The sequence below is a fragment of the Paracidovorax valerianellae genome, from assembly GCF_900102625.1.
GTDB classification, from domain to species: domain Bacteria; phylum Pseudomonadota; class Gammaproteobacteria; order Burkholderiales; family Burkholderiaceae_C; genus Paracidovorax; species Paracidovorax valerianellae.
This window is the reverse complement of sequence record NZ_FMZC01000003.1, coordinates 368,651-392,113: the sequence shown is the minus strand read 5'-3', so window position 1 is coordinate 392,113 and position 23,463 is coordinate 368,651. Positions and strand designations below refer to the sequence as shown.

23 protein-coding genes are annotated in these 23,463 nt (G+C 64.6%); 14 read left to right on the top strand and 9 right to left on the bottom strand.

Annotated features, from left to right (window positions below; all coding sequences use genetic code 11):
* The 3 genes from BLT03_RS07095 to BLT03_RS07085 all read right to left on the bottom strand — a co-directional run bounded on the left by BLT03_RS07095 (position 1) and on the right by BLT03_RS07085 (position 3,865).
* Entirely contained in the window at positions 1-1,800 is a 1,800-nt protein-coding gene (locus tag BLT03_RS07095) for a M61 family metallopeptidase (protein ID WP_092741705.1), read from the bottom strand.
* Between the two features lie 126 nt (positions 1,801-1,926).
* On the bottom strand, positions 1,927-2,646 hold the full coding sequence (locus tag BLT03_RS07090) for a DsbC family protein (RefSeq protein WP_092741703.1): 720 nt from the start codon (positions 2,644-2,646) through the stop codon (positions 1,927-1,929).
* 85 nt (positions 2,647-2,731) lie between these two features.
* Positions 2,732-3,865 (bottom strand): FAD-dependent monooxygenase, encoded by a 1,134-nt coding sequence (locus BLT03_RS07085; protein ID WP_092742027.1) that lies wholly within the window; start codon positions 3,863-3,865, stop codon positions 2,732-2,734.
* A gap of 95 nt (positions 3,866-3,960) precedes the next feature.
* On the opposite strand from BLT03_RS07085, the gene BLT03_RS07080 reads away from it, so the two are divergent.
* From BLT03_RS07080 to BLT03_RS07070, 3 genes are all read left to right on the top strand, one after another.
* Positions 3,961-4,833: an MOSC domain-containing protein gene (locus tag BLT03_RS07080; protein ID WP_092742025.1), complete on the top strand. Its 873-nt coding sequence runs from the start codon at positions 3,961-3,963 to the stop codon at positions 4,831-4,833.
* Positions 4,834-4,934: 101 nt separating this feature from the next.
* The gene (gene ychF / locus BLT03_RS07075; RefSeq protein WP_092741701.1) at positions 4,935-6,029 is read left to right on the top strand and encodes a redox-regulated ATPase YchF; all 1,095 of its coding nucleotides are present in this window, start codon (positions 4,935-4,937) and stop codon (positions 6,027-6,029) included.
* 236 nt (positions 6,030-6,265) lie between these two features.
* On the top strand, positions 6,266-7,369 hold the full coding sequence (locus BLT03_RS07070) for a DNA cytosine methyltransferase (protein ID WP_092741699.1): 1,104 nt from the start codon (positions 6,266-6,268) through the stop codon (positions 7,367-7,369).
* On the opposite strand, the gene BLT03_RS23820 is transcribed toward BLT03_RS07070, so the two are convergent.
* Together BLT03_RS23820 and BLT03_RS07065 are read right to left on the bottom strand one after the other, a co-directional pair.
* Positions 7,321-8,073 (bottom strand): hypothetical protein, encoded by a 753-nt coding sequence (locus tag BLT03_RS23820; protein WP_139160343.1) that lies wholly within the window; start codon positions 8,071-8,073, stop codon positions 7,321-7,323. The two genes, BLT03_RS07070 and BLT03_RS23820, sit on opposite strands and share 49 nt — an antisense overlap.
* On the bottom strand, positions 8,070-9,251 hold the full coding sequence (locus BLT03_RS07065; protein WP_092741697.1) for a DUF262 domain-containing protein: 1,182 nt from the start codon (positions 9,249-9,251) through the stop codon (positions 8,070-8,072). The genes BLT03_RS23820 and BLT03_RS07065 overlap by 4 nt, the downstream gene beginning before the upstream one ends.
* A gap of 651 nt (positions 9,252-9,902) precedes the next feature.
* Between BLT03_RS07065 and BLT03_RS07060 the strand changes: the two genes are divergently transcribed.
* Together BLT03_RS07060 and BLT03_RS24425 are read left to right on the top strand one after the other, a co-directional pair.
* Positions 9,903-10,841, top strand: coding sequence for a YihY/virulence factor BrkB family protein (locus BLT03_RS07060; protein ID WP_139160342.1), 939 nt, complete (start codon positions 9,903-9,905; stop codon positions 10,839-10,841).
* Positions 10,838-10,987: a hypothetical protein gene (locus tag BLT03_RS24425; RefSeq protein ID WP_175537687.1), complete on the top strand. Its 150-nt coding sequence runs from the start codon at positions 10,838-10,840 to the stop codon at positions 10,985-10,987. The genes BLT03_RS07060 and BLT03_RS24425 overlap by 4 nt, the downstream gene beginning before the upstream one ends.
* A 76-nt stretch (positions 10,988-11,063) precedes the next feature.
* Here BLT03_RS24425 and BLT03_RS07055 read toward each other — a convergent pair whose 3' ends face one another.
* The gene (locus BLT03_RS07055; RefSeq protein ID WP_092741692.1) at positions 11,064-11,543 is read right to left on the bottom strand and encodes a YqaA family protein; all 480 of its coding nucleotides are present in this window, start codon (positions 11,541-11,543) and stop codon (positions 11,064-11,066) included.
* Positions 11,544-11,685: 142 nt separating this feature from the next.
* Between BLT03_RS07055 and BLT03_RS07050 the strand changes: the two genes are divergently transcribed.
* The 4 genes from BLT03_RS07050 (at position 11,686) to purH (ending at position 15,745) form a co-directional block, all read left to right on the top strand.
* Positions 11,686-12,582 (top strand): c-type cytochrome, encoded by an 897-nt coding sequence (locus tag BLT03_RS07050; RefSeq protein WP_092741690.1) that lies wholly within the window; start codon positions 11,686-11,688, stop codon positions 12,580-12,582.
* Between the two features lie 171 nt (positions 12,583-12,753).
* Positions 12,754-13,806 carry a tRNA dihydrouridine synthase DusB gene (dusB, locus tag BLT03_RS07045; RefSeq protein WP_092742023.1) on the top strand — a complete coding sequence of 351 codons (1,053 nt, stop codon included), beginning with the start codon at positions 12,754-12,756 and terminating at the stop codon, positions 13,804-13,806.
* Entirely contained in the window at positions 13,803-14,036 is a 234-nt protein-coding gene (locus BLT03_RS07040) for a Fis family transcriptional regulator (protein WP_092741688.1), read from the top strand. The genes dusB and BLT03_RS07040 overlap by 4 nt, the downstream gene beginning before the upstream one ends.
* Before the next feature lie 83 nt (positions 14,037-14,119).
* Positions 14,120-15,745 (top strand): bifunctional phosphoribosylaminoimidazolecarboxamide formyltransferase/IMP cyclohydrolase, encoded by a 1,626-nt coding sequence (purH, locus tag BLT03_RS07035; RefSeq protein ID WP_092741686.1) that lies wholly within the window; start codon positions 14,120-14,122, stop codon positions 15,743-15,745.
* 104 nt (positions 15,746-15,849) lie between these two features.
* On the opposite strand, the gene BLT03_RS24785 is transcribed toward purH, so the two are convergent.
* The 3 genes from BLT03_RS24785 to thiD all read right to left on the bottom strand — a co-directional run bounded on the left by BLT03_RS24785 (position 15,850) and on the right by thiD (position 19,500).
* Positions 15,850-17,055 (bottom strand): pectate lyase, encoded by a 1,206-nt coding sequence (locus BLT03_RS24785; RefSeq protein WP_245711269.1) that lies wholly within the window; start codon positions 17,053-17,055, stop codon positions 15,850-15,852.
* Between the two features lie 194 nt (positions 17,056-17,249).
* A complete protein-coding gene (gene hemL, locus BLT03_RS07020) occupies positions 17,250-18,563 on the bottom strand; it encodes a glutamate-1-semialdehyde 2,1-aminomutase (protein WP_092741682.1) in 1,314 nt (437 codons plus the stop codon).
* A complete protein-coding gene (thiD, locus tag BLT03_RS07015) occupies positions 18,547-19,500 on the bottom strand; it encodes a bifunctional hydroxymethylpyrimidine kinase/phosphomethylpyrimidine kinase (RefSeq protein WP_092741680.1) in 954 nt (317 codons plus the stop codon). The genes hemL and thiD overlap by 17 nt, the downstream gene beginning before the upstream one ends.
* Before the next feature lie 95 nt (positions 19,501-19,595).
* Between thiD and BLT03_RS07010 the strand changes: the two genes are divergently transcribed.
* From BLT03_RS07010 to BLT03_RS06990, 5 genes are read left to right on the top strand one after another with little or no spacing between them, the layout of a single operon-like run.
* Positions 19,596-19,769, top strand: a complete 174-nt coding sequence (locus BLT03_RS07010) for a rubredoxin (protein ID WP_092741678.1) — start codon at positions 19,596-19,598, stop codon at positions 19,767-19,769.
* 51 nt (positions 19,770-19,820) lie between these two features.
* The gene (locus BLT03_RS07005; protein ID WP_092741676.1) at positions 19,821-20,219 is read left to right on the top strand and encodes a response regulator; all 399 of its coding nucleotides are present in this window, start codon (positions 19,821-19,823) and stop codon (positions 20,217-20,219) included.
* On the top strand, positions 20,219-20,584 hold the full coding sequence (locus tag BLT03_RS07000) for a response regulator (RefSeq protein ID WP_092741674.1): 366 nt from the start codon (positions 20,219-20,221) through the stop codon (positions 20,582-20,584). The genes BLT03_RS07005 and BLT03_RS07000 overlap by 1 nt, the downstream gene beginning before the upstream one ends.
* Positions 20,585-20,601: 17 nt before the next feature.
* Complete coding sequence (locus BLT03_RS06995) at positions 20,602-21,129, top strand: chemotaxis protein CheW (protein WP_092741672.1); 528 nt, start codon at positions 20,602-20,604, stop codon at positions 21,127-21,129.
* Between the two features lie 21 nt (positions 21,130-21,150).
* Positions 21,151-23,430, top strand: a complete 2,280-nt coding sequence (locus tag BLT03_RS06990) for a methyl-accepting chemotaxis protein (protein WP_092741670.1) — start codon at positions 21,151-21,153, stop codon at positions 23,428-23,430.
* Positions 23,431-23,463: the final 33 nt, after the last annotated feature.

Genomic DNA, 23,463 nt, shown 5'->3' with positions numbered 1-23,463 from the left:
TTACCGTTCCGGCTGGGCCGTGGTGCCGTCCAGCCAGCGGTTCGCCAGGGCCGCATCGGCCACCGACAGGCCCACGGTGTCGATCTCATGTCCAGCGCCCGTGCGCCCTGGGTTGGGTAGCTCCAGGGCCAGCTTGAGCAGCTTGCGGTCCCGGGCCACCAGCGCGGTCACGTGGGGCTCGACGCCGGCATACAGCGGCACGTCGTCCAGCCGTTGCACGCGCCAGGCTTCGCCCTGCACCTCGACCCCCACCCATTCGTCGCCCGCGGCGAAGCCGGCTTGCTCGGCCAGTCCGCCCCGCAGCACCACCTTGATCTGCAGGCCCGAGCCTTCGGCCACCCGCACGCCCAGGCGCTGGGCCAGTTGCGCGGGCTCGTCCTGCAGGGTGACGCCGTTGGCCGCCAGCAGTTCGGCCAGCGGCAGGTCGTCGGTGCCGTGCGCCCATTGCGCGATCTCGTCCGCGAACGAGCGGCCCGCCAGCGCCTGGACCGTGGCGAGCAGGTCGGCCTCGGACATCGGGCCGGCGGCGCAGCGCTCCCACAGGCCGCGCATCACATCGTCCAGCGTGGTCTGGCCTTCGCGGCGCAGGGCCAGGTCCAGGCACAGGGCCACCAGCGAACCCTTGGTGTAGTAGCTCACCGTGCTGTTGGGCGTGTTCTCGTCCTGGCGGTAGTACTTGACCCAGGCGTCGAAGCTGGCCTGGGCCACCGACTGCACGCGGCGGCCGGGCGTCTGCAGCACCTGGTTGATGGTCTTGGTGAGCAGCCGCAGGTACGTGGCGTTGTCGATCATGCCGGCGCGGCGCAGCAGCAGGTCGTCGTAGTAGCTGGTGAAGCCTTCGAAGAACCACAGCAGCCGGGTGTGGTTCTCCTGCGTGTAGTCGTAGCGTGCGAACTCCGCCGGGCGCAGCCGCTTGACGTTCCAGGTGTGGAAGTGCTCGTGGCTCACCAGCCCGAGCAGCGTGTTGTAGCCCTCGGGCGCCCGGGCCTGGCCGATGCGCGGCAGGTCGCGCCGCCCGCAGATCAGCGCGGTGGAGTTGCGGTGTTCCAGGCCCCCGTAGCCGTCGTCCACCACGTTCAGCAAGAAGAGGTAGTTCTGGTAGGGCGGCTTGCCGCTGCCGTGCCAGAAGCGAATGCCTTCCTCGCAGATGCGGCGAATGTCGGCGACCAGCCGGTTGCCATCGAACGAGGGCGCAGCGCCCGACACCACCAGCCGGTGCGGCACGCCGCAGGCCGTGAAGCGGATGCTCCAGAACGGCCCCATCTCCACCGGGCAGTCCACCAGTTCGTCGTAGTGCTCGGCGGTGTAGGTGCCAAAGCCCGCACGCGTGGTTTTCTCGGCGGTGAGCCCGGTGGCGACCGACCAGCGCGCCACGGCGGGCGTGCTCACCACTTCGAGGTCGTGGCGGGCGTCTTCCTGGCCGTGCACGCGCAGGCACACGCTCGTGCCGTTGAAGAAGCCGCGCGTGGCGTCGAGGAAGGCGGTGCGCACCGAGGTGTCGTAGGCGCAGACCTCATAGGTCAGCACCAGCGGCTGGGTCTTGCGGCATTGGGCTTCCCAGCGGCATTTGTCCAGTTGGGCGAGCGGCACGTCCTTGCCGTCCTGCTGCGCGCGCAGGTTCTGCAGGTTCTTGGCGAATTCGCGCACGAGGTAGCTGCCAGGAATCCACACCGGCAGCGACAGCTGCTGCTGCGCCGCGGGCTTGGCCACCGTCAGCGTCACGCTGAAAAGGTGGGCGTGCGGCTGGGTGGGCTCGACGCGGTAGTGGACGGCGGGTGAAGCGTTGCGAAGGACGGGCATGGTGCGGGCGCTGGTGGTCGATGGGCGGCCGGGGGCAGCGCATGCACCGCGCCGCCTGGCCGGTCAGAGAAAAGGAAAGGTTCTGTGCGCAGCGGCAGCGGCAGCCGCCGCCGCGCACCCGGGGGCTCAGTTGCCGGAGCCGCCGGCGTCGGACATGCGCTTTTCGACCTCTTGCGCGTTGATCGCTCCCGGCACGCGGGACCCGTCGGCGAAGATGATCGTCGGGGTGCCGGTGATCTTGTGCTTCTTGCCGAAGGCCAGGTTGCGCTGCACGGCCGCCGTGTCGCAACTGGCCGAGGGCGCCGGCTTGTCGCGGACCATCTGGTCCTGCCAGGCGACCACGCGGTCCTTGGCGCACCAGATGTTGCGAGATTTCTCGGCCGAATCGGGGCTCAGGATGGGGTACAGGAACATGTACACGGTGACGTTGTCCACGTTCTGCAGGTCTTTTTCGAAGCGCTTGCAGTAGCCGCAGTTGGGGTCTTCGAACACCGCGATCTTGCGCTTGCCGTTGCCCCGCACGATGGTGAAGGCATCCTTGAAAGGCAGCGCGTCGAAGTCCACCGCCGTGAGCTTGTTGATGCGGTCTTCGGTCAGGTTGCGGCGGGCCTTGGTATCGATCAACTCGCCCTGGATCAGGTAGTTGCCCTTGGCGTCGGTGTAGAACAGGTCGGTGCCGATGCGCACTTCGTACAGGCCCTGCATGGGCGTGCTGCGCACCTCGTCGATCTTCTCCAGCTGGGGAATGCGCTCGGACAGGGATTTGCGGATGACCGTTTCCTGGGCGAAGGCGCCCAGGGAAAGGGTGAGCGCGGCGGCGGCCAGCACGGAGGAAAGCAGTTTCATGGCGATTCTTTCGTTCTTCAATTCGTTGTTCGATCCGTTGCGGCAGTCGCCAGCGTCTTGCCTTGCGGCCCTTCGATCCATCCCTCTAGACCCGGCCCATGGCCTGGCGCGTCACCCAGTCCTTGATCGGGCCGCTGTGCTCGAAACCCCTCATGCCCCAGTTGCGCAGCGCCGTCAAAGGCCCTTCGTTGCGCGAGAAAAGCTGCTGCAGCCCGTCCATCGTCCAGCCCATGGGCAGCAGGGCGGCCTTGCGTTCGCGCTCGTATTGGCGCAGCAGCCGCAGGTCTCCCACGCCGCGCCAGTAGTCACGCCCGTTCAACACACGGGCCAGCGCCTGCGCGTCGCCCAGGCCCAGGTTCAGGCCCTGGCCGGCCAGCGGATGCACGTTGTGCGCCGCATCGCCGGCCAGCACCCAGCTGCGTGCGGCCGTGGCAGCGCCACTGGGCGGCGACATCGGGCCGCACCAGCGGTCCGCCCGGGCTTGCTGCAGCGGCCAGGCCGTGCGGTCCGCGCTCAATTGCACGGTGCCGAGGGTGTTCTGGCTGGCTTGCTGGATCTGTTGCTCGAATTCGGTGGTGTCGATGGCCGTCAGTCGCTGCGCCTGGTCCTGCGAGACTGACCAGACGACCGCGACGGAGTTCCCTTCGGCGCCGCCCAGCGGCAGAAAAGCCAGGATGCCGTCCGGCAGAAACCACTGGCGCGCCACCTGGCCGTGGGGCCGTTCGCATTGCAGCCGGGTGGCCACCGCGTGCTGGCCGTAGGGCATGGTGGCGAAGTCCACCCCGAATTCCTCGCGCGTGCGGCTGGCACGGCCCTCGCACACCACGGTGAGGGCGGCGGGCACGGGGGCGTCCACCCACTCGGCCTGCGGCTGAAAGCGCAGGGCATCGGCCAGTCGGGCTTCCAGCGCGGGCACGTCCACGATCCAGGCCAGGGCCTCGGTGCCCTGGCGGGCGGCGTCGAACGTCACTTCGCCACCCTGGTCGCCATGCACCTGCATCTGCCGCACGGCGGTAGCGTGGGCGGCGTCGGGCCAGCTGCGCACGGATTCGAGCAGCCCGCGCGAGGCGGCGTTCAGCGCATAGGCGCGCACGTCGGCCGACAGGGAAGAAGGGGTGCCGACCAGCGCCACGCGGAGCCGCTCGCGCGCCAGCAGCAGGGCGAGGGTGCGGCCCACGACGCCAGCGCCACGGATACATACATCAAAGGTTTGCGCCATGCCGGGCATTGTAGGAGCCGGCCGAGGCCGGGCGGGCGGGCACAATCCCGCTTTCACCGGCGGGTTTCGCGCCCGTGCCCCTGGAGCCTTTTCCCGTGACCTTTCGCCCCGACCACGACCTTGCCGGCACCATCTCGCGCCTGTTCGTCCACCCCGTCAAATCCTGCGCCGGCATCGAAGTGCGCGAAGCGCTGCTGACCGACGCCGGGCTCGACCTGGACCGCGCCTGGATGGTCGTCGATGCCGACGGGCAATTTCTCACCCAGCGCGCGCTGCCCCGCATGGCCCTGGTGCGGCCCCAACTCAAGGTGCACGAAATGGTGCTGCGCGCACCGGGCATGCTGGCGCTGCACGTGGCGATCGACCAGGTCGAGGGGCCGGCCACCGTGCAGGTGTGGGACGACACCGTGCCCGCCTGGGACATGGGCCCGCTGGCGGCCCAGTGGTTCACCGACTTTCTGGGCCAGCCCTGCCGCATGGTGCGGTTCGACCCCGAGCACCGCCGGCTGTCCAGCCCGAAGTGGACCGACGGCCTCGATGTTCCCAATCTGTTCTCCGACGGCTTTCCGCTGCTGCTGGCCAGCGAGGCCTCGCTCGACGGGCTGAACGAGCGCCTGCTGGCCGCCGGCCAGGCGGCCGTGGGCATGGAACGCTTTCGCCCCAACATCGTGGTCGGCGGACTGCATGCCCATGACGAGGACCGCATCGACCGGCTCTACATCGGCACGGGGGACGGCGAAGAAGTGCACCTGCAGCCCACCAAGCCCTGCGCGCGCTGCCCCATTCCGGACATCGACCCGGCGACGGCTGCGAGCAGCCCGGAGGTGAGCACCATGCTGCGCACCTACCGCCACGACCGGCGCCTGGGCGGCGCCATCACCTTCGGCATGAACGCCATCGTGCGCGAGGGCGCCGGCCGCGTGCTGCGGGTGGGCCAGCCCATCGCCGCCGACCTGCGCTTCGAATGATCGGCCCCTGCCGGGCAGGGCTTGCAAGGCCATGCCTCCCCATCCCCCGGCCCACCCCGTAAAATCGCGGGTTTGTCTCCCGAACACCTGAAAGCCCTGCCATGAGCCTGAAATGCGGCATCGTGGGCCTGCCCAATGTGGGCAAGTCCACCCTCTTCAACGCGCTGACCAAGGCCGGCATTGCCGCCGAGAACTACCCGTTCTGCACCATCGAGCCCAACACGGGCGTGGTGGAAGTGCCCGATCCCCGCCTGCAGCAGCTCGCCGACATCATCACGCCCGAGCGCATCGTGCCAGCCATCGTCGAGTTCGTGGACATCGCGGGCCTCGTGGCCGGCGCCAGCCAGGGCGAAGGCCTGGGCAACCAGTTCCTCGCGCACATCCGCGAGACGGACGCCATCGTGAACGTGGTGCGCTGCTTCGAGGACGACAACGTCATCCACGTGGCCGGCCGCGTGGACCCGATCTCCGACATCGAAGTCATCCAGACCGAGCTGTGCCTGGCCGACCTCGCCACGGTGGAAAAGGCGCTGAACCGCTACAGCAAGGCCGCCAAGTCGGGCAACGACAAGGAAGCCGCCAAGCTGGTGTCGATCCTCACGCCCATCCAGGCCGCGCTCGACCAGGGCAAGCCCGCACGCACCGTGGCCCTGAGCAAGGAAGACGCCCCGCTGCTCAAGCCCTTTTGCCTGATCACCGCCAAGCCCGCCATGTTCGTGGGCAACGTGAGCGATGACGGCTTCGAGAACAACCCGCTGCTGGACCGCCTCAAGGAATACGCCGCCGCCCAGAACGCACCCGTCGTGGCCATCTGCGCCAAGATGGAAGCCGAAATGTCCGAGATGAGCGACGAGGACCGCGACATGTTCCTGGCCGAGATGGGCCAGGCCGAACCGGGCCTGAACCGTTTGATCCGCGCCGGCTTCAACCTGCTCGGTCTGCAGACCTACTTCACCGCCGGCGTGAAGGAAGTGCGCGCCTGGACCATCCACGTGGGCGACACCGCACCCCAGGCCGCGGGCGTGATCCACGGCGACTTCGAGCGCGGCTTCATCCGTGCGCAGACGATCGCCTTCGAAGACTTCATCGCCTTCAAGGGCGAGCAGGGCGCCAAGGACGCGGGCAAGATGCGCGCCGAAGGCAAGGAATACGTCGTCAAGGATGGCGACGTGATGAACTTCTTGTTTAACGTTTAAAAAGGAAAAGTTGTTGGGTTCACTATGTCTGTCGGCCTTGGTTATTCCATTGAAGGTATAGAAAACTGCCCGCCAGTGCGCATGGGCGTTCAGGGCCCTCATATGTGGCATAACCGGGAGCGCATGGTACTTGACTGAGTTTTGAGAAAACTCGTGTGAGTCACTCAATTCAGATCTCTATAGAACCAACATCGCGTGGGTCGAAGCCTGAGAGAGTGTTTTTTATCGTTTGCAAAATGATTACTCAGCCTATTGTTTCGTCTCCGGTCGCTTCTCCACTGATTGAGGCTATTGACCTCTTCTGTGGAGTTGGCGGTCTCTCATGGGGTCTCTCTTCCCAAGGAGTTCGCGTGGTGGCTGGCTTTGATATAGACCCTGCTTGTGAGTATCCTTACACAGCTAACCATCCAGGCGCGAAGTTTGTGGAAATAGATGTGGGAACGCTCAAAGGCGAGCAGCTCAACGGGTTGTGGTCTGCTGGGGCTGTAAGGCTTTTGGCGGGCTGTGCGCCATGCCAGCCGTTTTCTACTTATGCCAATACGGCGACAGTCGACAAAGCAAAGTGGCGGCTGCTCAAAGAATTCGCCAGGTTAGTAGACGAATGTGCGCCCGATCTTGTCACGATGGAAAACGTACCTCGACTCAAGGGTACGGCGCCTTTCAAGGCTTTTTTAAGTGCGCTCAAGCGGGGTAAATATAGTGTTGCCTATGGCGTATTGAATGCTGCTGATTACGGCGCGCCGCAGCAACGCAAGCGGCTTGTTCTTGTGGCCTCACGGCTCGGACCAGTAACCATGCCTAAACCCACGCACAATGGGGCGGATCAATGGGTCACGGTGCGGCAGGCGGTGGGTCACTTGCCCAAGCTTAGCGATGGTCAGAAGTGCGGGCATGACCCGCTGCACGTCGCTTCTGCTCTGTCGCCCCTTAACCGCCAGCGTATCCAAGCTTCTAAGCCGGGCGGCACTTGGCGCGATTGGCCACAAGAGTTGGTTGCTGAATGTCATAAACGCGAAAGTGGTAAACATTCAGCCGGCGTTTATGGTCGTATGGAGTGGGACCGCCCGGCACCAACCATGACCACTTTGTGTAACGGGTACGGTAACGGCCGTTTTGGTCATCCACAGCAGCACCGTGGGATCACGTTGCGCGAAGCTGCCATCTTCCAGTCTTTTCCGAACGACTATCGCTTTGTGAAGGAAGGAGAAGGCATGTCTATTAAAACGTTAGCGCGTCTAATTGGTAATGCCGTACCGCCCAAGCTAGGTGAAGCCGTTGCGCATTCGCTTCATCAGGCTGTCGTTGGTAGTGCTACTGCGGATAAGGGTACAGCTAGATAGAGTCTTTGGTGTAAGAAGGCATCGACCTCCAAAATAACACGGCGAAGCGTCCGGAAAACAGCACGTACCTCCGAGCGAAGGGATGCGAGTGCTAACGTTTGGCCTAAATCCTCAAAACTAATTTCTCCATGTGCAAGCCGGTTGCGGCGAGCTCGGGTGTGTTGCAGAGCCTTATGCGTCAGACGGGTCGGTGGCTTGCTTACTTCTGGTGGAAAAACACCAAATCGTTGCAATTGGTTGAATATTTCAAGCCCGTCAACGCCTCCTGAGAAACCGATTTGACGCTTTTCGCGTTGGCTTCGATCATTCCAGTCAGTGATCCACGTCTTAAAAAGGTGCTCATGCAATGGTCTTCGCGTGTTGTCTTTAGTTATGTCCGTCTTGTGTCCTTTGAACCTCCGAGCGACCAATAGAAATAGTTGATCATTCAGCAGATCCGCACCTCCGCAGTTTTTTCCAATAGCATCATGCATCTCGTCTAGCAAAGACACGGTGCTGGCTTCCATAGCACTGTATAGAAGCAAGGATACATTTGCCTTTAACACATGGGTTAGAGGCTTGTCGAGCGCCAATTTGCGTTGACCGTTGTAAGCGGTAATGTGCGCGTCGTTCTCCACTGCTAGCTCAAGAAACGCTAGGTAGGAAAGCATTTCTCTGCCACGGGTGCGTAATAGATCCATCGTAGTAGCTACTAGCTGGGTCATGTGAACAGGCCTTGTTGTTGCTGTAGTTCATCTTCCTCATGCGCGTCAGCATTAGCGCTATTTTCGACCAATTCAGTTTCGGGATCTAACTGCACGGTGCGCCCCAAAAGATGATCTCGCACATAGTGGATGCGGTTTCGCAGCTTAGGCCGAGAGTTACTTGCGTCCGAGCGCGTGTGCTGGATGAATTCTTTGCTATCCAGCCACGTATTGACCGGAGCCGGTTGTAGATCAGGCTGTTCGCGTAGGGCCAAAGTCACTCCCACCGCAATGGCCTCGAAACGGATGCGGGGCACAGTTGTGTGGCCCTCTCGCTTGAAGCCGCATGGAAAGTGCTGCTTTACGAATTCCAGGGTCTGCTGTAACTCTGCAGCCAAAGTGCCCAAAATTTCCGTAGTGGCGTGTTCGTTTCCGTCCTTGAGGTATTCGTCCAAAAAATCGACGACACTTTTGCGGAAATTGAGGTAGTTGTTGGCGTATGCGAAATAGCGCAGCGCAAACTCTTCATGCTCCTTCCGACTTGCATTGCGATCACTCAGCTTAACCATTTCCTTAAATAGCGCCGTCCGAGCGCATTCAGTGATAAACGCCATGAAAGGCCCATCTTCCACACCGCGGCGTGTCTCCATACTCGTAAGCTTTGTGCCCCCAGAATTGAGGCGATCAAACATCTCGCGGCGCGCTTGCTCGTCAGCCTTCTCAGTTAGTTCAATGACTCGAATGGTGGAGCGCTTAAACCGAAGCTGCCGGGGTCTAGCCAAATCTGAGAAGCGCATGCCAAGAGCGTTTGTCAGGCGCTGTAGGCCAACTAGGCGCAGCTTATCGTTGAGGAAGTGATCTAACGTACGTAACCGTTGGGAGCCATCAATAATTTCGAGCGCGCCTTCTCGGTCGCCCGTGCCCACGTCAGCGGCAAAGATGAAGGGCACCGGCAAGCGAATCAGAATGGATTCGATAAAACGTGACTGTTGCTTCGCGCTCCAAACCATTTCGCGCTGGTAGTCGGGGATAAATATTTCAGAGGTATCGTTGTCACGACCATTAGTAAATTTTTCCACGAGCACCTCAATGGGCCATTCACGTATCTCGTAATCAGTCTCCTTTTGCAATTCTGCAATCTGCGCTTCGACTAGATCGGCCTGATCAGTAGCTGGCATTGGAAGCATGTCTTGGCTCATTGAAACTTCTTGGTCAGTAAATAGTGGATCTGGCTAAGCACCGCACGCGTCCGCTGTCAGATTAAAGAGCAGCGCGCTTGGAAGACTAGCGATGCGTGTCGGGCCAAAGGCCAGAGCACATGACATGGTCAGGATACTTGAAAAATGTACTGAGACTGCAAGTGTGAACTTGAGCATTTGGGTCTTCAATACAAAATAATTCTTTACTCCTCCATATAGATAAAAGAGCGCCAATGAGTTTCGCTGCAGCGGGAGCAGATCGCACGCTGGGTGCCTGCAAACCTCGTCGAGCGGTTTTTGTGACTTAGGTACTCCTGCTTCGGCAGGTATCCGCTGCCCCGTGCGCTTGCACTTTCCCTGCTAGCGATTCCCCGCAAAAACCCACGCACTAAAGAATCGCTTTAAATTCTTAGCGGTATTCACGTTATGCCTACGTTGCGTGAGCACTCAGGCTCAATTTTTCTTTCCGTTTTGCGGAATTTTAATCGCCGCGTTGGATGGCGTACGCAGGGGACTATTCGCCAAAGGTGCATCCCTGTACCGCTGCTCCTTGAGTCCTACAGCCAGCGCATCGGACTTGGAGGATATTAAGATTTGAATCCACCCCCCTCCGACAGGCCAAACGAAGATGCTGCAGTGCTGGACCCCCGCGTGAATCCCCTGGCTGTCTGGCGGCGCGCGCAGAAGTTAGCCTGGTCCATTCCCGGCCTGCCCGTCATCGCGCTGGCGATTCGCAACTACATCCTGCATCAGAGCGCCAATCAGGCCGGGAGCATGGCGTTCTCGTCCGTCCTCGCGATGTTCCCGCTGCTGATCCTGCTGTCGGCCACCGCAGCCTATGTGGGCGAGCCGGGCGATGCCGCGGCGCTGGCCCAGCGGGTGATGGAGTACGCACCCCAGGTCGTGCGCGATGCGATGCAGCCCGTCATCGAACAGGTGCTGTCGCAGCGCAACCAGGCGCTGCTCGCGATCGGTTTTCTCGTCACGCTATGGACGGCGTCGTCGGGCATGCAGGCGGTGCGGACCGCGCTGAACCGCTCTTACGGCATCGAGCGCGGCCTGCCGTTCTGGAAGGCGCGCATCAAGGTCACGGTGTTCACCGTGGTGGTGGGCGGCGGCATTCTCGCGGCCTTCAGTTCGGTGATCGTCATGCCGTACGTGTGGCAGCTTCTGGAGAACAACGTGGGCGTGGGCGAAGAGGTGCCCTGGCTGCGCAACAGCGTGCGCTACGGGTCGGCGTTCGTGGTGCTGACGGTGCTGTATGCGTTGCTCTACGGCTGGCTGCCCGATCTGCGCCAGCGGCTGCGCACCGTGGTGCCGGGCGCCATCGTGGGCGCGGGCATGTGGGTGGGGGCAGCCGCCACGCTGTCGTACACGCTGCGCAGCGCGGGCAAGCTGGCGCTCGTCTACGGCAGTTTCGCCGGGGTGGTGGCCACGCTGGTGTTTCTGTACATCAGCGCCACCACGCTGATCTTCGGGGCCGAGGTCAACGGCGTGCTGCGCAACAAGGCCGATGCGCCGGCTGATGGGGCAGATGCTTTCGGTCCGGCGGCTGGTGAGCCCGCAGCGGCCGACCTGCCACCGCATTGATCTCGCACTTCCAATGCGCGGGCCCGGCCAACGGGGGCCGCACGAAAGAGACGCTGCCGTTCATCGACCCGCTGGCCGAGCGCCAGCCCGTGGCGATGCGCCTATCCCTGCGTGGCCGGGGCCAGCGCCTGGAGCGTCGGTCGTGAAGCGGGTATGAGTGAAATAGGCCTCCAGCGCATATCCCACTAGGGTGTATTGCTATTAATTAAATAGCAAAAGAAATCAGCGCCCCGCCTCGGGCCACAGGTACAGCAGCCCCGCCGTCATGGTCAGGTAGCGGGCGAATTTGCCGACGGCCATGTAGGCCACGCAGGGCCAGAACGGCAGCTTGAGCCAGCCGGCCACGGCGCACAGCGGGTCGCCCACTACGGGCAGCCAGCTCAGAAGACAGGCTTTGGCGCCGAAGCGCTGCAGCCAGGCGAGGGCACGGGGGTTGGAGTGTTCGCCGCGGGCGCGGTCCACCGCTTTGTGCGCGCCGAACCCCATCCACCAGCTCACCGCACCGCCCAGCGTGTTGCCGGCGGTGGCCACCAGCACGGCGGGCCAGAAGAGTTCCGGGTTGAGCTTGATGAGGCCGAACACCGCGGGCTCGGAGCCCAGCGGCAGCAAAGTGGCGGAGATGAACGACACCATGAAGACGGTGCTGAGGCCGTACTGGGGCAGCGCCAGCAGGTCCATGAGGTGGTTCATCCAGATTTCCATAACTGAGCCGCAGTGTAGGGGAGGGTCGCAAGCCCCCGCTGTCGGACGGACGCCTGCGCGCCGTACGATTCCATGGTGCGGCGGCCGGGTGCCGAGGCCTGCGGCGCCGCCTTCAAAGCCATCAAAAACAGGAGGGTTCCCCATGCGTTCGTTCAGCGTCTTTGTCGCCATTGCTTTCAGGTCTGTTTCTGTCTCCCCGCCGCTGCCGGGCCTGCGGCGTGCCCTGGCCTGGCTCACCCTGGGGCTTGCCGGCTGCCTGGGTGGATGGGCGCAGGCGGCGGTTTTGCAACTGGAGGGGCCGGGCGGCTCGCGCCAGATCGACACCGAGACCCTGCTGCGCCACCCGGCGGCCCGCGAGATCGATGTGCCGGCGGATGTCGCGTACCACCGCCCCATGCGCTACCGCGCCGTGCCGATGGCGGTGGTCCTGAACGGCCTGGGCCTGACGGCCAGCGAAACGCTGGAGGCGGTGGCGCTGGACGGCTTTGTGGCGCAGCTGCCCGGCGCGCTGGTGCTGCGCCAGGGGCCGGACCAGCCCTGGCTGGCGGTCGAGCCGGCGGGGGCGCCATGGCCTGCGCTGCCGGGCAAGGCGGCGGGCGCGGGGCCCGGGCCGTTCTACATCGTCTGGCCCGTGGCCGAGGGCGTGCGCAGTGAGCAGTGGCCCTATGCCGTGGCACGGCTGCAGGTGCGACAGGCGCCGGACCAGCGCTGGCCGCAGATCGCCGTCGCGCCCGAGGTGCCTGCTGCCGATGCGCGGCGGCGCGGGCAGGCGGTGTTCGTGGCGCAGTGTTTCGTCTGCCACACGATGAACGGCGGCGGCGAAGCGCGCCTGGGACCCGACCTCAATCTGCCGATGAGCCCTGTGGAGTATTTCCAGCCGCAGGCGCTGCGCCAACTGGTGCGCAACCCCGCCAGCGTGCGGCAGTGGCCTGGACAGTCGATGCCGGCCTTCACGCCCGGCATGCTGAGCGAGCGCGACCTGGACGATCTGGTCGCCTACCTGCAGCACATGGCCCGCGACCGCCGCGCCGTGCGCTGACCGTGGCAAGCGGGGGTGCGGCGAGGCGATGACGATACGGCGGCAGGGATTCGCCCGGCCGCCGGACCCGTGGCGCCTGCGTTTCGCCAGCGAACGGACTTTTCATTTGCTGAAATTTTGAGCAGCTACAATCCTGCCTCCTTTTTCAGCACGCGCTGCCACCCCCTTCCCATGCACATCGGCCACATTCCCCTGGCGAACCGCCTGTTCGTCGCCCCGATGGCGGGCGTCACGGACCGGCCGTTCCGCCAGTTGTGCAAGGCGCTGGGGGCGGGCTACGCGGTGAGCGAGATGGTCACCTCGCGCAAGGACCTGTGGAACAGCCTCAAGACCTCGCGCCGCGCCAACCACGAGGGCGAGCCCGGGCCCATCGCCGTGCAGATCGCTGGCACCGACGCCGCGATGATGGCCGAGGCCGCGCTTTACAACGTGGACCGGGGCGCCCAGATCATCGACATCAACATGGGCTGCCCGGCCAAGAAGGTCTGCAACAAATGGGCGGGCTCCGCCCTGATGCAGAACGAGCCGCTGGCCATCGAGATCGCCCAGGCCGTGGTCGATGCCTGCGCGCCGCGCAACGTGCCGGTCACCCTCAAGATGCGCACCGGCTGGAGCCAGGACCACAGGAACGCCGTGGCCCTGGCCCGGGTGTTCGAGAGCGTGGGCATCCAGATGCTCACCGTGCACGGCCGCACCCGCGAGCAGGGCTATCGTGGCCATGCCGAGTACGACACCATCGCCGCCGTGAAGGCCGCGGTGCGCGTGCCGGTGGTGGCCAACGGCGACATCACCTCGCCCGAGAAGGCGAATGCCGTGCTGGCCGCCACGGGCGCCGACGCGGTGATGATCGGGCGCGCGGCGCAGGGCCGGCCGTGGATCTTCCGCGAGATCGCGCATTACCTTGCCACGGGCGAGCACCTGGCGCCGCCGCTGGTGGCCGAGGTGCGGCGCCTGCTGCTGGACCACCTGCAGGACCACTACCGCCTGTACGGAGAATCGACCGGGCTGCGCAGCGCGCGCAAGCACATCGCCTGGTACCTGCGGGCGCTGCCCGGCGGCGAAGCTTTCAGACAACACATCAACACCATCGAGGACTGCTCCGAACAGTGGCACGCGGTGGCCGGCTATCTGGATGCGATCGCGCAGCAGATGGACCGGTTGCCGCCCGTCGCCTACCCGGCGGACGCAGACCCCAGCGAAGAGCAGGAAGGCCTGGCGGCATGAGCAAGAAACACATCGAAGAGTGCGTGCGGGAGAGCCTGCAGGGATACTTTCGCGACTTGGGGGGCGAAACGCCGGACGGCATGTACGAGATGCTCGTGCGCGTGGTCGAAAAGCCTCTGCTGGAGGTGGTCATGAGCCACGCCGAGAACAACCAGTCCCGCGCCGCAGAATGGCTGGGGCTGAACCGCAATACGCTGCGCAAGAAGCTGGTGGAGCACAAGCTGCTCTGATGGCCTTTTGCTATATTTTTAATAGCGCACTGCCCTAGTGAATATTGCGCTGTGGCCCGATTTCATCCAAACCCGACCTCCCCATGAACGCACTTCTCTCCGTCTCCGACAAGACCGGCATCGTTGAATTCGCCCAGGCCCTGCACGCGCTGGGCATCCGGCTACTGTCCACCGGCGGCACCGCCCAGCTGCTGGCCAAGGCCGGCCTGCCCGTGACCGAGGTGGCCGAGGTCACGCAGTTCCCCGAGATGCTGGACGGCCGCGTGAAGACGCTGCACCCCAAGGTGCACGGCGGCCTGCTGGCCCGCCGCGAACTGCCCGAGCACATGGCGGCGCTCAAGGAGCACGGCATCGACACCATCGACCTGCTGGTGGTGAACCTCTATCCCTTCGAAGCCACCGTGGCCAAGGCCGGCTGCACGCTGGCCGACGCGATCGAGAACATCGACATCGGCGGCCCAGCCATGGTGCGCAGCGCCGCCAAGAACTGGAAGGACGTGGGCGTGGTGACCGATGCGTCGCAGTACGACAGCGTGCTGGGCGAGTTGAAGGCTTCGGGCAAGCTGTCCGACGCCCTGCGCTTCGGGCTGTCGGTGGCGGCGTTCAACCGCATCGCCCAGTACGACGGCGCCATCAGCGACTACCTCTCGTCCGTCACGTTCGAGGCCGAGAAGCTGGCCGAAGACTACGTGCCCGCGCGCGCCGCCTTCCCCGGCCAGAGCAACGGCATCTTCACCAAGGTGCAGGACCTGCGCTACGGCGAGAACGGCCACCAGCAGGCCGCGCTGTACCGCGACCTGTACCCCGCGCCCGGCTCCATCGTCACCGGCGTGCAGCTGCAGGGCAAGGAACTCTCGTACAACAACATCGCCGACGCCGACGCCGCGTGGGAATGCGTCAAGAGCTTCGACGTGCCCGCCTGCGTGATCGTCAAGCACGCCAACCCGTGCGGCGTGGCCGTGGGCCTCGACGCCCTGAGCGCCTACGGCAAGGCCTTCCAGACCGACCCCACGAGCGCCTTCGGCGGCATCATCGCCTTCAACCGCCCGGTGGACGGCGCGGCGGCGCAGCAGATCGCCAAGCAGTTCGTCGAAGTGCTGATGGCGCCCGATTTCACCGCCGAGGCGCTGGAAGTCTTTAAGGCCAAGGCCAATGTGCGCCTGCTCAAGATCGCGCTGCCGGCCCCGCTGGACGCGGCGCAGTTCGCCCTGGGCGGCAACACGCCCTGGCACCGCGGCCGCAATGCCATGGACGCCAAGCGCATCGGCTCCGGCATGCTGCTGCAGTCGGCCGACAACCATGAGCTGTCGATGATCGACATCAAGGTCGTCACGCAAAAGCAGCCCACGCTGGAAGAGATGGAAGACCTGCTGTTCGCCTGGAAGGTCGCCAAGTACGTGAAGAGCAACGCGATCGTGTTCTGCAAGGGCGGCATGACGATGGGCGTGGGCGCAGGCCAGATGAGCCGCCTCGACTCGGCACGCATCGCCAGCATCAAGGCCCAGCACGCCAACCTGTCGCTGGCCGGCACGGTGGTGGCGAGCGACGCGTTCTTCCCCTTCCGCGACGGCCTGGACGTGGTGGTGGACGCGGGCGCGACCTGCATCATCCAGCCCGGCGGCAGCATGCGCGACCAGGAAGTCATCGACGCTGCCGACGAGCGCGGCGTGGCCATGGTGTTCAGCGGCGTGCGCCACTTCCGCCACTGATCCGGGCGGCGAAAGCCTCCTGAAACGCGAAGGCCCTGCCAGCGCGGAAAGGCAGACCCTGCCTTCCTGCGCTGGCAGGGCCTTCGCCGTTCCAGTGCGGTGGATTACCCGACCGTCTGCACCGACTGGCGCACGCTGTCGGCGCCCTTGATCTTGCCGGGGTCGCCCGCCATGACGTTCACCGGCGTCTTGCCGCCGTCCACATCGGTGTTGGCGATGTTGGCGGTGGAGTGCTTGGAGTCGAAGCGGAAGGTGAAGGCCTTGAGGTTCTGCAGCGTCGAATCGGATAGCTCCACATTCGCGGTGATCGGTTTACCTCCGCTCGTGACCGCCAACTGCCCGATGTTGTCCGCGTAGATGCCCTTCAGCTTCAGGTCCACATCGCCGTTGATCTGGATCGCCTTGTCATGGCTGTTCTGGAACGACGAGTTGGTGATCTCCACCTTCGCGGGGCCGCTCGGCAGGTCCTTCGCCGAGATGCCAGCGCGCTGGGCATCGACGGCCTTGTTCTCCGCGCCATCCACGGTGACGAAGTCATCGCCGGTCTGCAGGCCGTGCACGTTGTCCAGCTTGGCATCGCCCAGCAGGTGGATGCCGTCCCCGCCTTTGAACTGCAGGTTCTTGATCGATGCGCCTGGTTCGAGGATGAACATCGGCAACTGCGTTTCGGCGGTGCCGCCGCCGTTCAGTCCGGAGCCAGCGTTGAACAGCTTGCCTTGCCCGTCGAAGGTCGTGCCCGCCTTCACGATGATGGGCTTGTTCACCTCCTCCACCCCCGTGGGCGTGCCGACCTTCATGTTTGCGGGCGGCTTGGTCACACCGGCAGGCGACGATGAGTCCGTGCCTGGTGCCGATGCAGGTGCCGGGGCCTGCGCGGGCGCTGTGCTGCCCGTGCTTGGCGGTGGCGTGGGAGACGTTGCGGGGGGAGTGGGGGCGGGCACGGGCGCTGGCGGTGCCGGTGTGTAGGCAGACGGCGCCGGGGCCGGCACCTGCGAGGGGGATGGCGCAGGGGATGGGGAGGACGGTGGCTGCGCGTAAGAGGGCGAAGGGGAAGAGGACGGCGCCGGGGACGGGGATGGCGATGGCGAATTGCCGCCGCCGCCTCCGCTTGCGCCGCTCTCGGATGGCTTGGACTGCCCCGTCAGCTCTTTCAGGAGCTTTTCCAGAAAGCCCTGTAGCAAGGATTCGATGGCCTTCTGCAAGGGCTGGCTGTCGGCACCCGAGGTGGGGGCGTTCGACGACCCGGACTGGACCTGCTTGCGGTGCGTGTTCCAGGCGCTGAAGGAAGAGAGAAGGTCGATGGGACTCATGCGGGCTCGCGATCTCGGCGGAACGAACCGCCGTGGACATGCCACGCAACATGCGTGGCTTCGCGAACACTGTGCGCCCGGCCTTCGCGCCGCAGTGCGGCGGCGCGAAGCCGGCTGCGGCCACCCGAAGCGCTACGGGCGCCGGGCGCCGTCGGGGGAAGTCCTGGCAGAGCCGCCGGGGTAGGGGCGAGGCCTTAGCCGGCGGCGAGCGTGCGGAACACCGCGCGTGCGGCAGCCACGGTCTCTTCGATGTCCTGCGCCGTGTGGGCGCTGCTCACGAAGCCGGCTTCATACAGTGCGGGCGCAATGTAGACGCCGCGGTCCAGCAAACCGTGGAACAGCGTGTTGAAGCGCGTGCCGTCCGTGGCCATCACCGTCGGGTAGTTCTGCGGCAATTCGGGCAACAGGAAGAAGCCGAACATGCCGCCTTCCGAGTCGGCGCTGAAGGGAACGCCCTCGGCCTGCGCGGCCTGGGTCAGCCCTTCGATCAGCGAACGCGTGCGCGCGCCCAGCGCTTCATAGAAGCCCGGCCGCCCGATCTCGCGCAGCGTGGCCAGCCCGCAAGCCGTCGCCACCGGGTTGCCCGACAGGGTGCCGGCCTGATAGACCGGGCCCAGCGGCGCCAGGTGCTCCATGATCGCGCGCGGTCCGCCGAAGGCAGCCAGAGGCATACCCCCGCCGATCACCTTGCCCAGCACGGTGAGGTCGGGCTTGAATCCGGGAATGCTCTGCGCATACAGGCTTTGGGCGCTGCCGAGCGCCACGCGGAAACCCGTCATGACTTCGTCGAACACCAGCAGCGCACCGTATTGCGTGCACAGCTCGCGGCAGCGCTGCATGAAGGGCACGCTGGCGCGCACGAAGTTCATGTTGCCGGCGATGGGTTCGATCATCAGGCAGGCCAGGTCCTGGCCGTGCAGGGCGAAGGCCTCTTCCAGTTGCGCGATGTCGTTGTATTCGAGCACCAGGGTGTGCTGCACCACTTCGGCCGGCACGCCTGCGCTCGTGGCGTGGCCGAAGGTGGCCAGGCCCGAGCCGGCTTTGACCAGCAGCGCATCGGCATGGCCGTGGTAGCAGCCGTTGAACTTGATGATCTTGCTGCGCCCCGTGGCGCCGCGCGCCAGGCGGATGGCGCTCATGCCGGCTTCGGTGCCCGAGCTGACCAGGCGGATCATCTCCATCGAAGGCACGTGGCCGATGATGGCCTCGGCCAGTTCGACCTCGCGCTCGGTCGGCGCGCCGAAGCTGAAGCCTTCCAGCGCGGCCTTCTGCACCGCTTCCAGCACGGCCGGGTGGCCGTGCCCCAGGATCATCGGACCCCAGGAGCCGATGTAGTCGATGAAGCGCTGGCCGTTGGCATCCCAGAAATAGGCGCCCTGGGCGCGCTGCACGAAGCGCGGCGTGCCGCCCACAGCCTTGAAGGCCCTCACGGGCGAGTTGACGCCGCCGGGAATGAGCGCCTTGGCGCGTTCGAACAGGGAGAGGTTGAGATCAGTGCTGGGTGTCATGGGGTGGCATCACGAAGCCGTCGGTGGCGGTGGGGTCGGGCAGGGGCTCGCCATCTTCCTCTTCGTCGTCCTCGTCGGGCTGCGCCCAGAACATGCGGTCGGGAAGGATGTGGCCCATGCCGGGGCGAAAGCCCGCGTCCAGGCAGCGGTCCAGGTAGGCGAGCGCTTCGCTGGTCGCCTCGCCCAGGTCGTTGCCGCTGGCGACGAGCGCCGTCAGGGCCGCCGAGAGCGTGTCGCCGGCGCCGGCGAAGGTGGCTTCGAACAGTTCGAACTTGCCGCTGCCCAGCACGGTCTGCGGGGAGGCGAGGACGTTCTCCACGAACTGCTCCGGCGCGGGGATGCCTGTTACAAGTATGTAGGGAACTCCGAGCTCGGACGCTGCCATGGCAAGGTCGCGCGCGGACGGCTTCTTGCTGCCGGTCCAGTCCGGCAACAGCCATCGGCACAGCGTGCTGTGGTTTCCAACCAACAGCGAAGCCTGGGGCAAAAGCAGTTCCTGAAAGGCGTCGAGGTACTGGTCGATGAGGTCGTCCCGCCACCAGGAGAGGTTGGGCATGTAGGCGATCAGGGGCACATCGTCGTAGTCGGACGCGACCGAGGCGATGGCGCTGAGGTTCTCGGGGCTGCCCACGAAGCCGACTTTGATGGCCTGCACGGTGAGGTCCTCCAGCACGGTACGCGCCTGTTCTGCCACCGCTTCGTCGTCGAAGGCGTAGTGGTCGAATATCTCGGCCGTGTCGCGAACGTAGGCGCCCGTGGCGATCGCGATCGGGTGGCCGCCGACGGAGGCGATGGTGACGATGTCCGCCGTCAGCCCGCCGGCCCCGCTCGGGTCATTGGCGTTGAACACCATGACGCAGGCCGGCGTGGCCCCGTCTTCGGTGGACTCATCGGACGTGGAAGTGGGTTCGGGGGGGAGGGGGGAATCTGTGGTCATGGCGCCGCACCAGCGTAACGGTTGGCACGGAAACTGCCTTCCCGTTGAGATGCTTGGATACAATCGTTGCATTCTATGTGAAGGCCATTTAAGCTGTGACGGACCCTAAAACCTGGATGTGCTTGATTTGCGGTTGGATATATGACGAGGCCGCGGGATCTCCTGAGGACGGAATATCGCCCAATACGCCCTGGGATCAAGTGCCCATGAATTGGACTTGTCCAGAGTGTGGTGCACGCAAGGAAGACTTCGAAATGGTCCAGATCTGAGGCGCGGCTCCTGCCAGCGTTGTTCTTTCCCCTTCAGGAGCGGTGACGAAATTGACTACAACAGGCGCATCCTTCAAGGTGCTCGTCGTGGATGACAGCAACACCATCCGCCGCAGCGCAGAAATCTTTCTCAAGCAGGGCGGCCACGAAGTGCTGCTCGCCGATGACGGCTTCGATGCCTTGGCCAAAGTCAACGATTACCAGCCTCAGCTGATCTTCTGCGACATCCTGATGCCCAAGCTGGACGGCTACCAGACCTGCGCCATCATCAAGCGCAATGCGCGCTTCGCCGATACGCCCGTCGTCATGCTCTCCTCCAAGGACGGCGTTTTCGACAAGGCGCGTGGACGCATGGTGGGCTGCCAGGAATATCTCACCAAACCATTTACCAAAGACCAGTTGCTGAAAGCCGTTCAGCAGTTCGGTAATGCCCAACAAGGAGCGATGTAATGCCTATCCAGAAAGTACTGGTCGTTGACGACTCGAAGACCGAGTTGATGTTCCTGACCGACTTGCTGCAAAAAAAGGGCATGCAGGTCCGGACCGCGGAAAACGCCGAAGAAGCCTTCCGCCGCCTGGCTGAAGAAAAGCCCGATCTGATCCTCATGGACGTCGTGATGCCTGGCCAAAACGGCTTTCAGCTCACCCGCGCCATTACCCGCGATCCCCAGTTCGCCGATGTGCCGATCATCATGTGCACCAGCAAGAACCAGGAAACCGACCGGGTGTGGGGCATGCGCCAGGGCGCTCGCGGCTACATCACCAAGCCGGTGGATCCTGCCGAGCTGCAAGCCAAGATCGACGCACTGAACTAAAAGCGGCCGCACCGTCCATGGCCAACCGTGAAGCGCTGAGAGAGCTCCAGACCCGCCTTGCCGCCCGGCTGCAGGCGGCTCGGGGCGAGGGTGTATCCGTTTCGTCCTGGCTGGCCGTCGAGTCGGCCGGGCGCCGTTTCCTGCTGCCGCTGGGCCAGTCGGGAGAGATTTTTCCGTGGGCGGGCGTGCAGTCCGTGCCCTATACCCACACCTGGTTCCTAGGGGTCGCCAACCTGCGCGGCTCCCTGATCGGCGTGGTCGATCTGGCGGGCCTGCTGGGCCTGCCCTCCACCCGCAACGAACAGACGCTGGCCGATGCCAGCCTGCTGGCGTTCAATGCGGTGCTCGACGTGAACGCCGCCTTGCTCGTGGACCGGCTGGCCGGCCTGCGCGGCACGGAAGCCTTCGTTTCCTCCGAGCCGCCCGCCGAAGACGCGCCGCCGTTCTACGGCACCTTGTATCTGGACTCCCAGGGAGTCCAATGGCAGGAGCTCAACTTGCAAGCCCTGTCCCAACACCCCGCATTCCTCAGCATCAGTGCTTGAGTTTTTCTGTAAGGCCGCACCATGTCCGTCGTCAACCCATTTGCAAAAATGTTCAACCGCAAGCCCGCCGAGCCGGATGCCAACTTGGGGCTTTCGGGAGCGGATGCCGGGCTGGATCCGTTGACGTCCGACGCGTCCTCGCTGCGCGACTCCTACCAGGCCGACGCCATGAACAGCGTGCAGGGCGACCCCTCCGCGATTTCGCAGTTCTCCGAAGGCGAGCTGGCCGACGAGGACCTGATCTCGCTGCCCCTGCTGGGCCGCGCGACGGCCGCGAGCCACCAGCGCCGCCTGCTGATGCTGCTGGCCATCGGGGTGATCGTGCTGGCGGTGATCGCCGGCTGGGTGCTGCAGCAGGCCGACCGCTCTGCGCAACAGCTGGCGGCCACGGGCCAGTCGCTGATGCAGTCGCAGCGCCTCGCTAAATCGGTGTCTCAGGCACTGGTGGGCAGCCCACAGGCCTTCCCTGATGTGATGGAAAGCTCCGGCTCCCTGGCGCGCGACGTTCGCGCCCTGAACAGCGGCGACAACGACCGCAACGTGCAGGCCCTGGGCGAACAGTTCAAGCCCGACCTCGAAGCCGTGACGCCCCTGATGGAACGCGCCGAGCGCAACGCCAGCGTGGTGATGGGCCAGCAGAAGATCCTGACGCAGGTGGGCGACGCGCTTCGCACCATCAACCGCCAGTCGTCCGACCTGCTGGAAATCGCCGAAACGATTTCGTCGCTCAAGCTGCAACAGAACGCGCCCGCCGCTGAAATCTCCGCCGCCGGCCAACTGGTGATGCTGACCCAGCGCATCGGCAAGTCCGCCAACGAATTCCAGACCACCGAAGGCGTGAGCCCTGAAGCGGTGTTCCTGCTGGGCAAGGATTTGAACTCGTTCAAGGAAATCGCCCAGGGCATGCTGGACGGCAGTGCCGACCTGCGCCTGGCCGCCACCAAGGACGCACAGACCCGCGAACAACTGGAAAGCCTGATCAAGCTCTATGAGCAGACCCGCTCGCAGGCCAGCGCCATTCTGGGCAACCTGCAAGGTCTGGTGTCGGCCCGCGAAGCGCAGTCAGCCATCATTGCCGACAGCGAACCGCTGCGCCGCCAACTGGAAGGCCTGCAGACCAAGCTGTCGTCCCAGACGGGCCTGGGCGCCGGGCAGTTCGCTGCACTGGCAGTCGCCGGTCTGTTCGTGCTGCTGTGCGGTATCGGAATTTCGCGCGTCCAGCTGATGGACAGCCGCTCGCGCCAGGCCTCTGCCGAATCGCAGCAAAAAGATGCCCGCCGGCAGGAGCAGGAAGCCAAGCGCGTGAACGACGCCAACCAGGCCGCCATTTTGCGTTTGATGAACGAACTGCAGTCGGTCGCTGAAGGCGATTTGACGCAGGAAGCCACCGTGACCGAAGACATCACGGGCGCCATCGCCGACTCGGTGAACTACACGGTGGAAGAGTTGCGCCAACTGGTGGGCAGCGTGCAGAACACGGCTACCCGCGTGGCCCAGACGACGTCGCAGGTGGACAGCACGTCCACCGAACTGCTGGCCGCTTCGACCGAACAGCTGCGCGAAATTCGCGAAACCGGCCGCTCGGTGCTCGACATGGCGAGCCGAATCAACGAAGTGTCCACGCAAGCGCAGGAATCGGCCTCGGTGGCGCGCCAGTCGCTGCAAGCCGCCGACTCGGGCCTGCAGGCCGTGCAGAACGCCATCGGCGGTATGAACTCCATCCGCGACCAGATCCAGGACACGTCCAAGCGGATCAAGCGCCTGGGCGAATCGTCCCAGGAGATCGGTGAAATCACCGAACTGATTTCCGACATTACCGAGCAGACGAACGTGCTGGCCCTGAACGCAGCCATCCAGGCCGCATCCGCCGGTGAAGCCGGTCGCGGCTTCTCGGTGGTGGCGGAAGAAGTGCAGCGGCTGGCTGAACGCTCCGCTGACGCAACGCGCCAGATTTCCGCGCTGGTGAAGGCCATTCAGACCGACACCCAGGATGCCGTGGCCGCTATGGAGCGTTCCACGCAGGGTGTGGTGGAAGGGGCCCGTCTGTCCGACAGCGCCGGTACGGCACTGACCGAGATCGACCGCGTGTCGCGCCGCCTGGCGGACCTGATTGAACAGATTTCGTCGTCCACGTCCCGCGAAGCCGAACTGGCCAACGAAGTGGCCGACAACATCCAGCACATTTTTGCGGTGACCGAGCAGACCGGTGAAGGCACCCGCACGACGGCCCAGCAGGTGCGCGAGCTGTCGCACATGGCTGAAGAACTGCGCCAGTCGGTTGCACGTTTCAAGATCGCCTGACGCGCGGACCCATCAACGAACTGGCTCGCGGAG

Coding starts and splice junctions, on each gene's coding strand:
- BLT03_RS06995 (WP_092741672.1), top strand. CDS start 20,602: ATGGCCAACCGTGAAGCGCTGAGAGAGCTCCAGACCCGCCTTGCCGCC.
- ychF (WP_092741701.1), top strand. CDS start 4,935: ATGAGCCTGAAATGCGGCATCGTGGGCCTGCCCAATGTGGGCAAGTCC.
- BLT03_RS07090 (WP_092741703.1), bottom strand. CDS start 2,646: ATGAAACTGCTTTCCTCCGTGCTGGCCGCCGCCGCGCTCACCCTTTCC.
- BLT03_RS06990 (WP_092741670.1), top strand. CDS start 21,151: ATGTCCGTCGTCAACCCATTTGCAAAAATGTTCAACCGCAAGCCCGCC.
- thiD (WP_092741680.1), bottom strand. CDS start 19,500: ATGACCACAGATTCCCCCCTCCCCCCCGAACCCACTTCCACGTCCGAT.
- BLT03_RS24785 (WP_245711269.1), bottom strand. CDS start 17,055: ATGAGTCCCATCGACCTTCTCTCTTCCTTCAGCGCCTGGAACACGCAC.
- BLT03_RS07000 (WP_092741674.1), top strand. CDS start 20,219: ATGCCTATCCAGAAAGTACTGGTCGTTGACGACTCGAAGACCGAGTTG.
- BLT03_RS07050 (WP_092741690.1), top strand. CDS start 11,686: ATGCGTTCGTTCAGCGTCTTTGTCGCCATTGCTTTCAGGTCTGTTTCT.
- dusB (WP_092742023.1), top strand. CDS start 12,754: ATGCACATCGGCCACATTCCCCTGGCGAACCGCCTGTTCGTCGCCCCG.
- BLT03_RS07040 (WP_092741688.1), top strand. CDS start 13,803: ATGAGCAAGAAACACATCGAAGAGTGCGTGCGGGAGAGCCTGCAGGGA.
- purH (WP_092741686.1), top strand. CDS start 14,120: ATGAACGCACTTCTCTCCGTCTCCGACAAGACCGGCATCGTTGAATTC.
- BLT03_RS07070 (WP_092741699.1), top strand. CDS start 6,266: ATGATTACTCAGCCTATTGTTTCGTCTCCGGTCGCTTCTCCACTGATT.
- hemL (WP_092741682.1), bottom strand. CDS start 18,563: ATGACACCCAGCACTGATCTCAACCTCTCCCTGTTCGAACGCGCCAAG.
- BLT03_RS07085 (WP_092742027.1), bottom strand. CDS start 3,865: ATGGCGCAAACCTTTGATGTATGTATCCGTGGCGCTGGCGTCGTGGGC.
- BLT03_RS07095 (WP_092741705.1), bottom strand. CDS start 1,800: ATGCCCGTCCTTCGCAACGCTTCACCCGCCGTCCACTACCGCGTCGAG.
- BLT03_RS07055 (WP_092741692.1), bottom strand. CDS start 11,543: ATGGAAATCTGGATGAACCACCTCATGGACCTGCTGGCGCTGCCCCAG.
- BLT03_RS23820 (WP_139160343.1), bottom strand. CDS start 8,073: ATGACCCAGCTAGTAGCTACTACGATGGATCTATTACGCACCCGTGGC.
- BLT03_RS07065 (WP_092741697.1), bottom strand. CDS start 9,251: ATGAGCCAAGACATGCTTCCAATGCCAGCTACTGATCAGGCCGATCTA.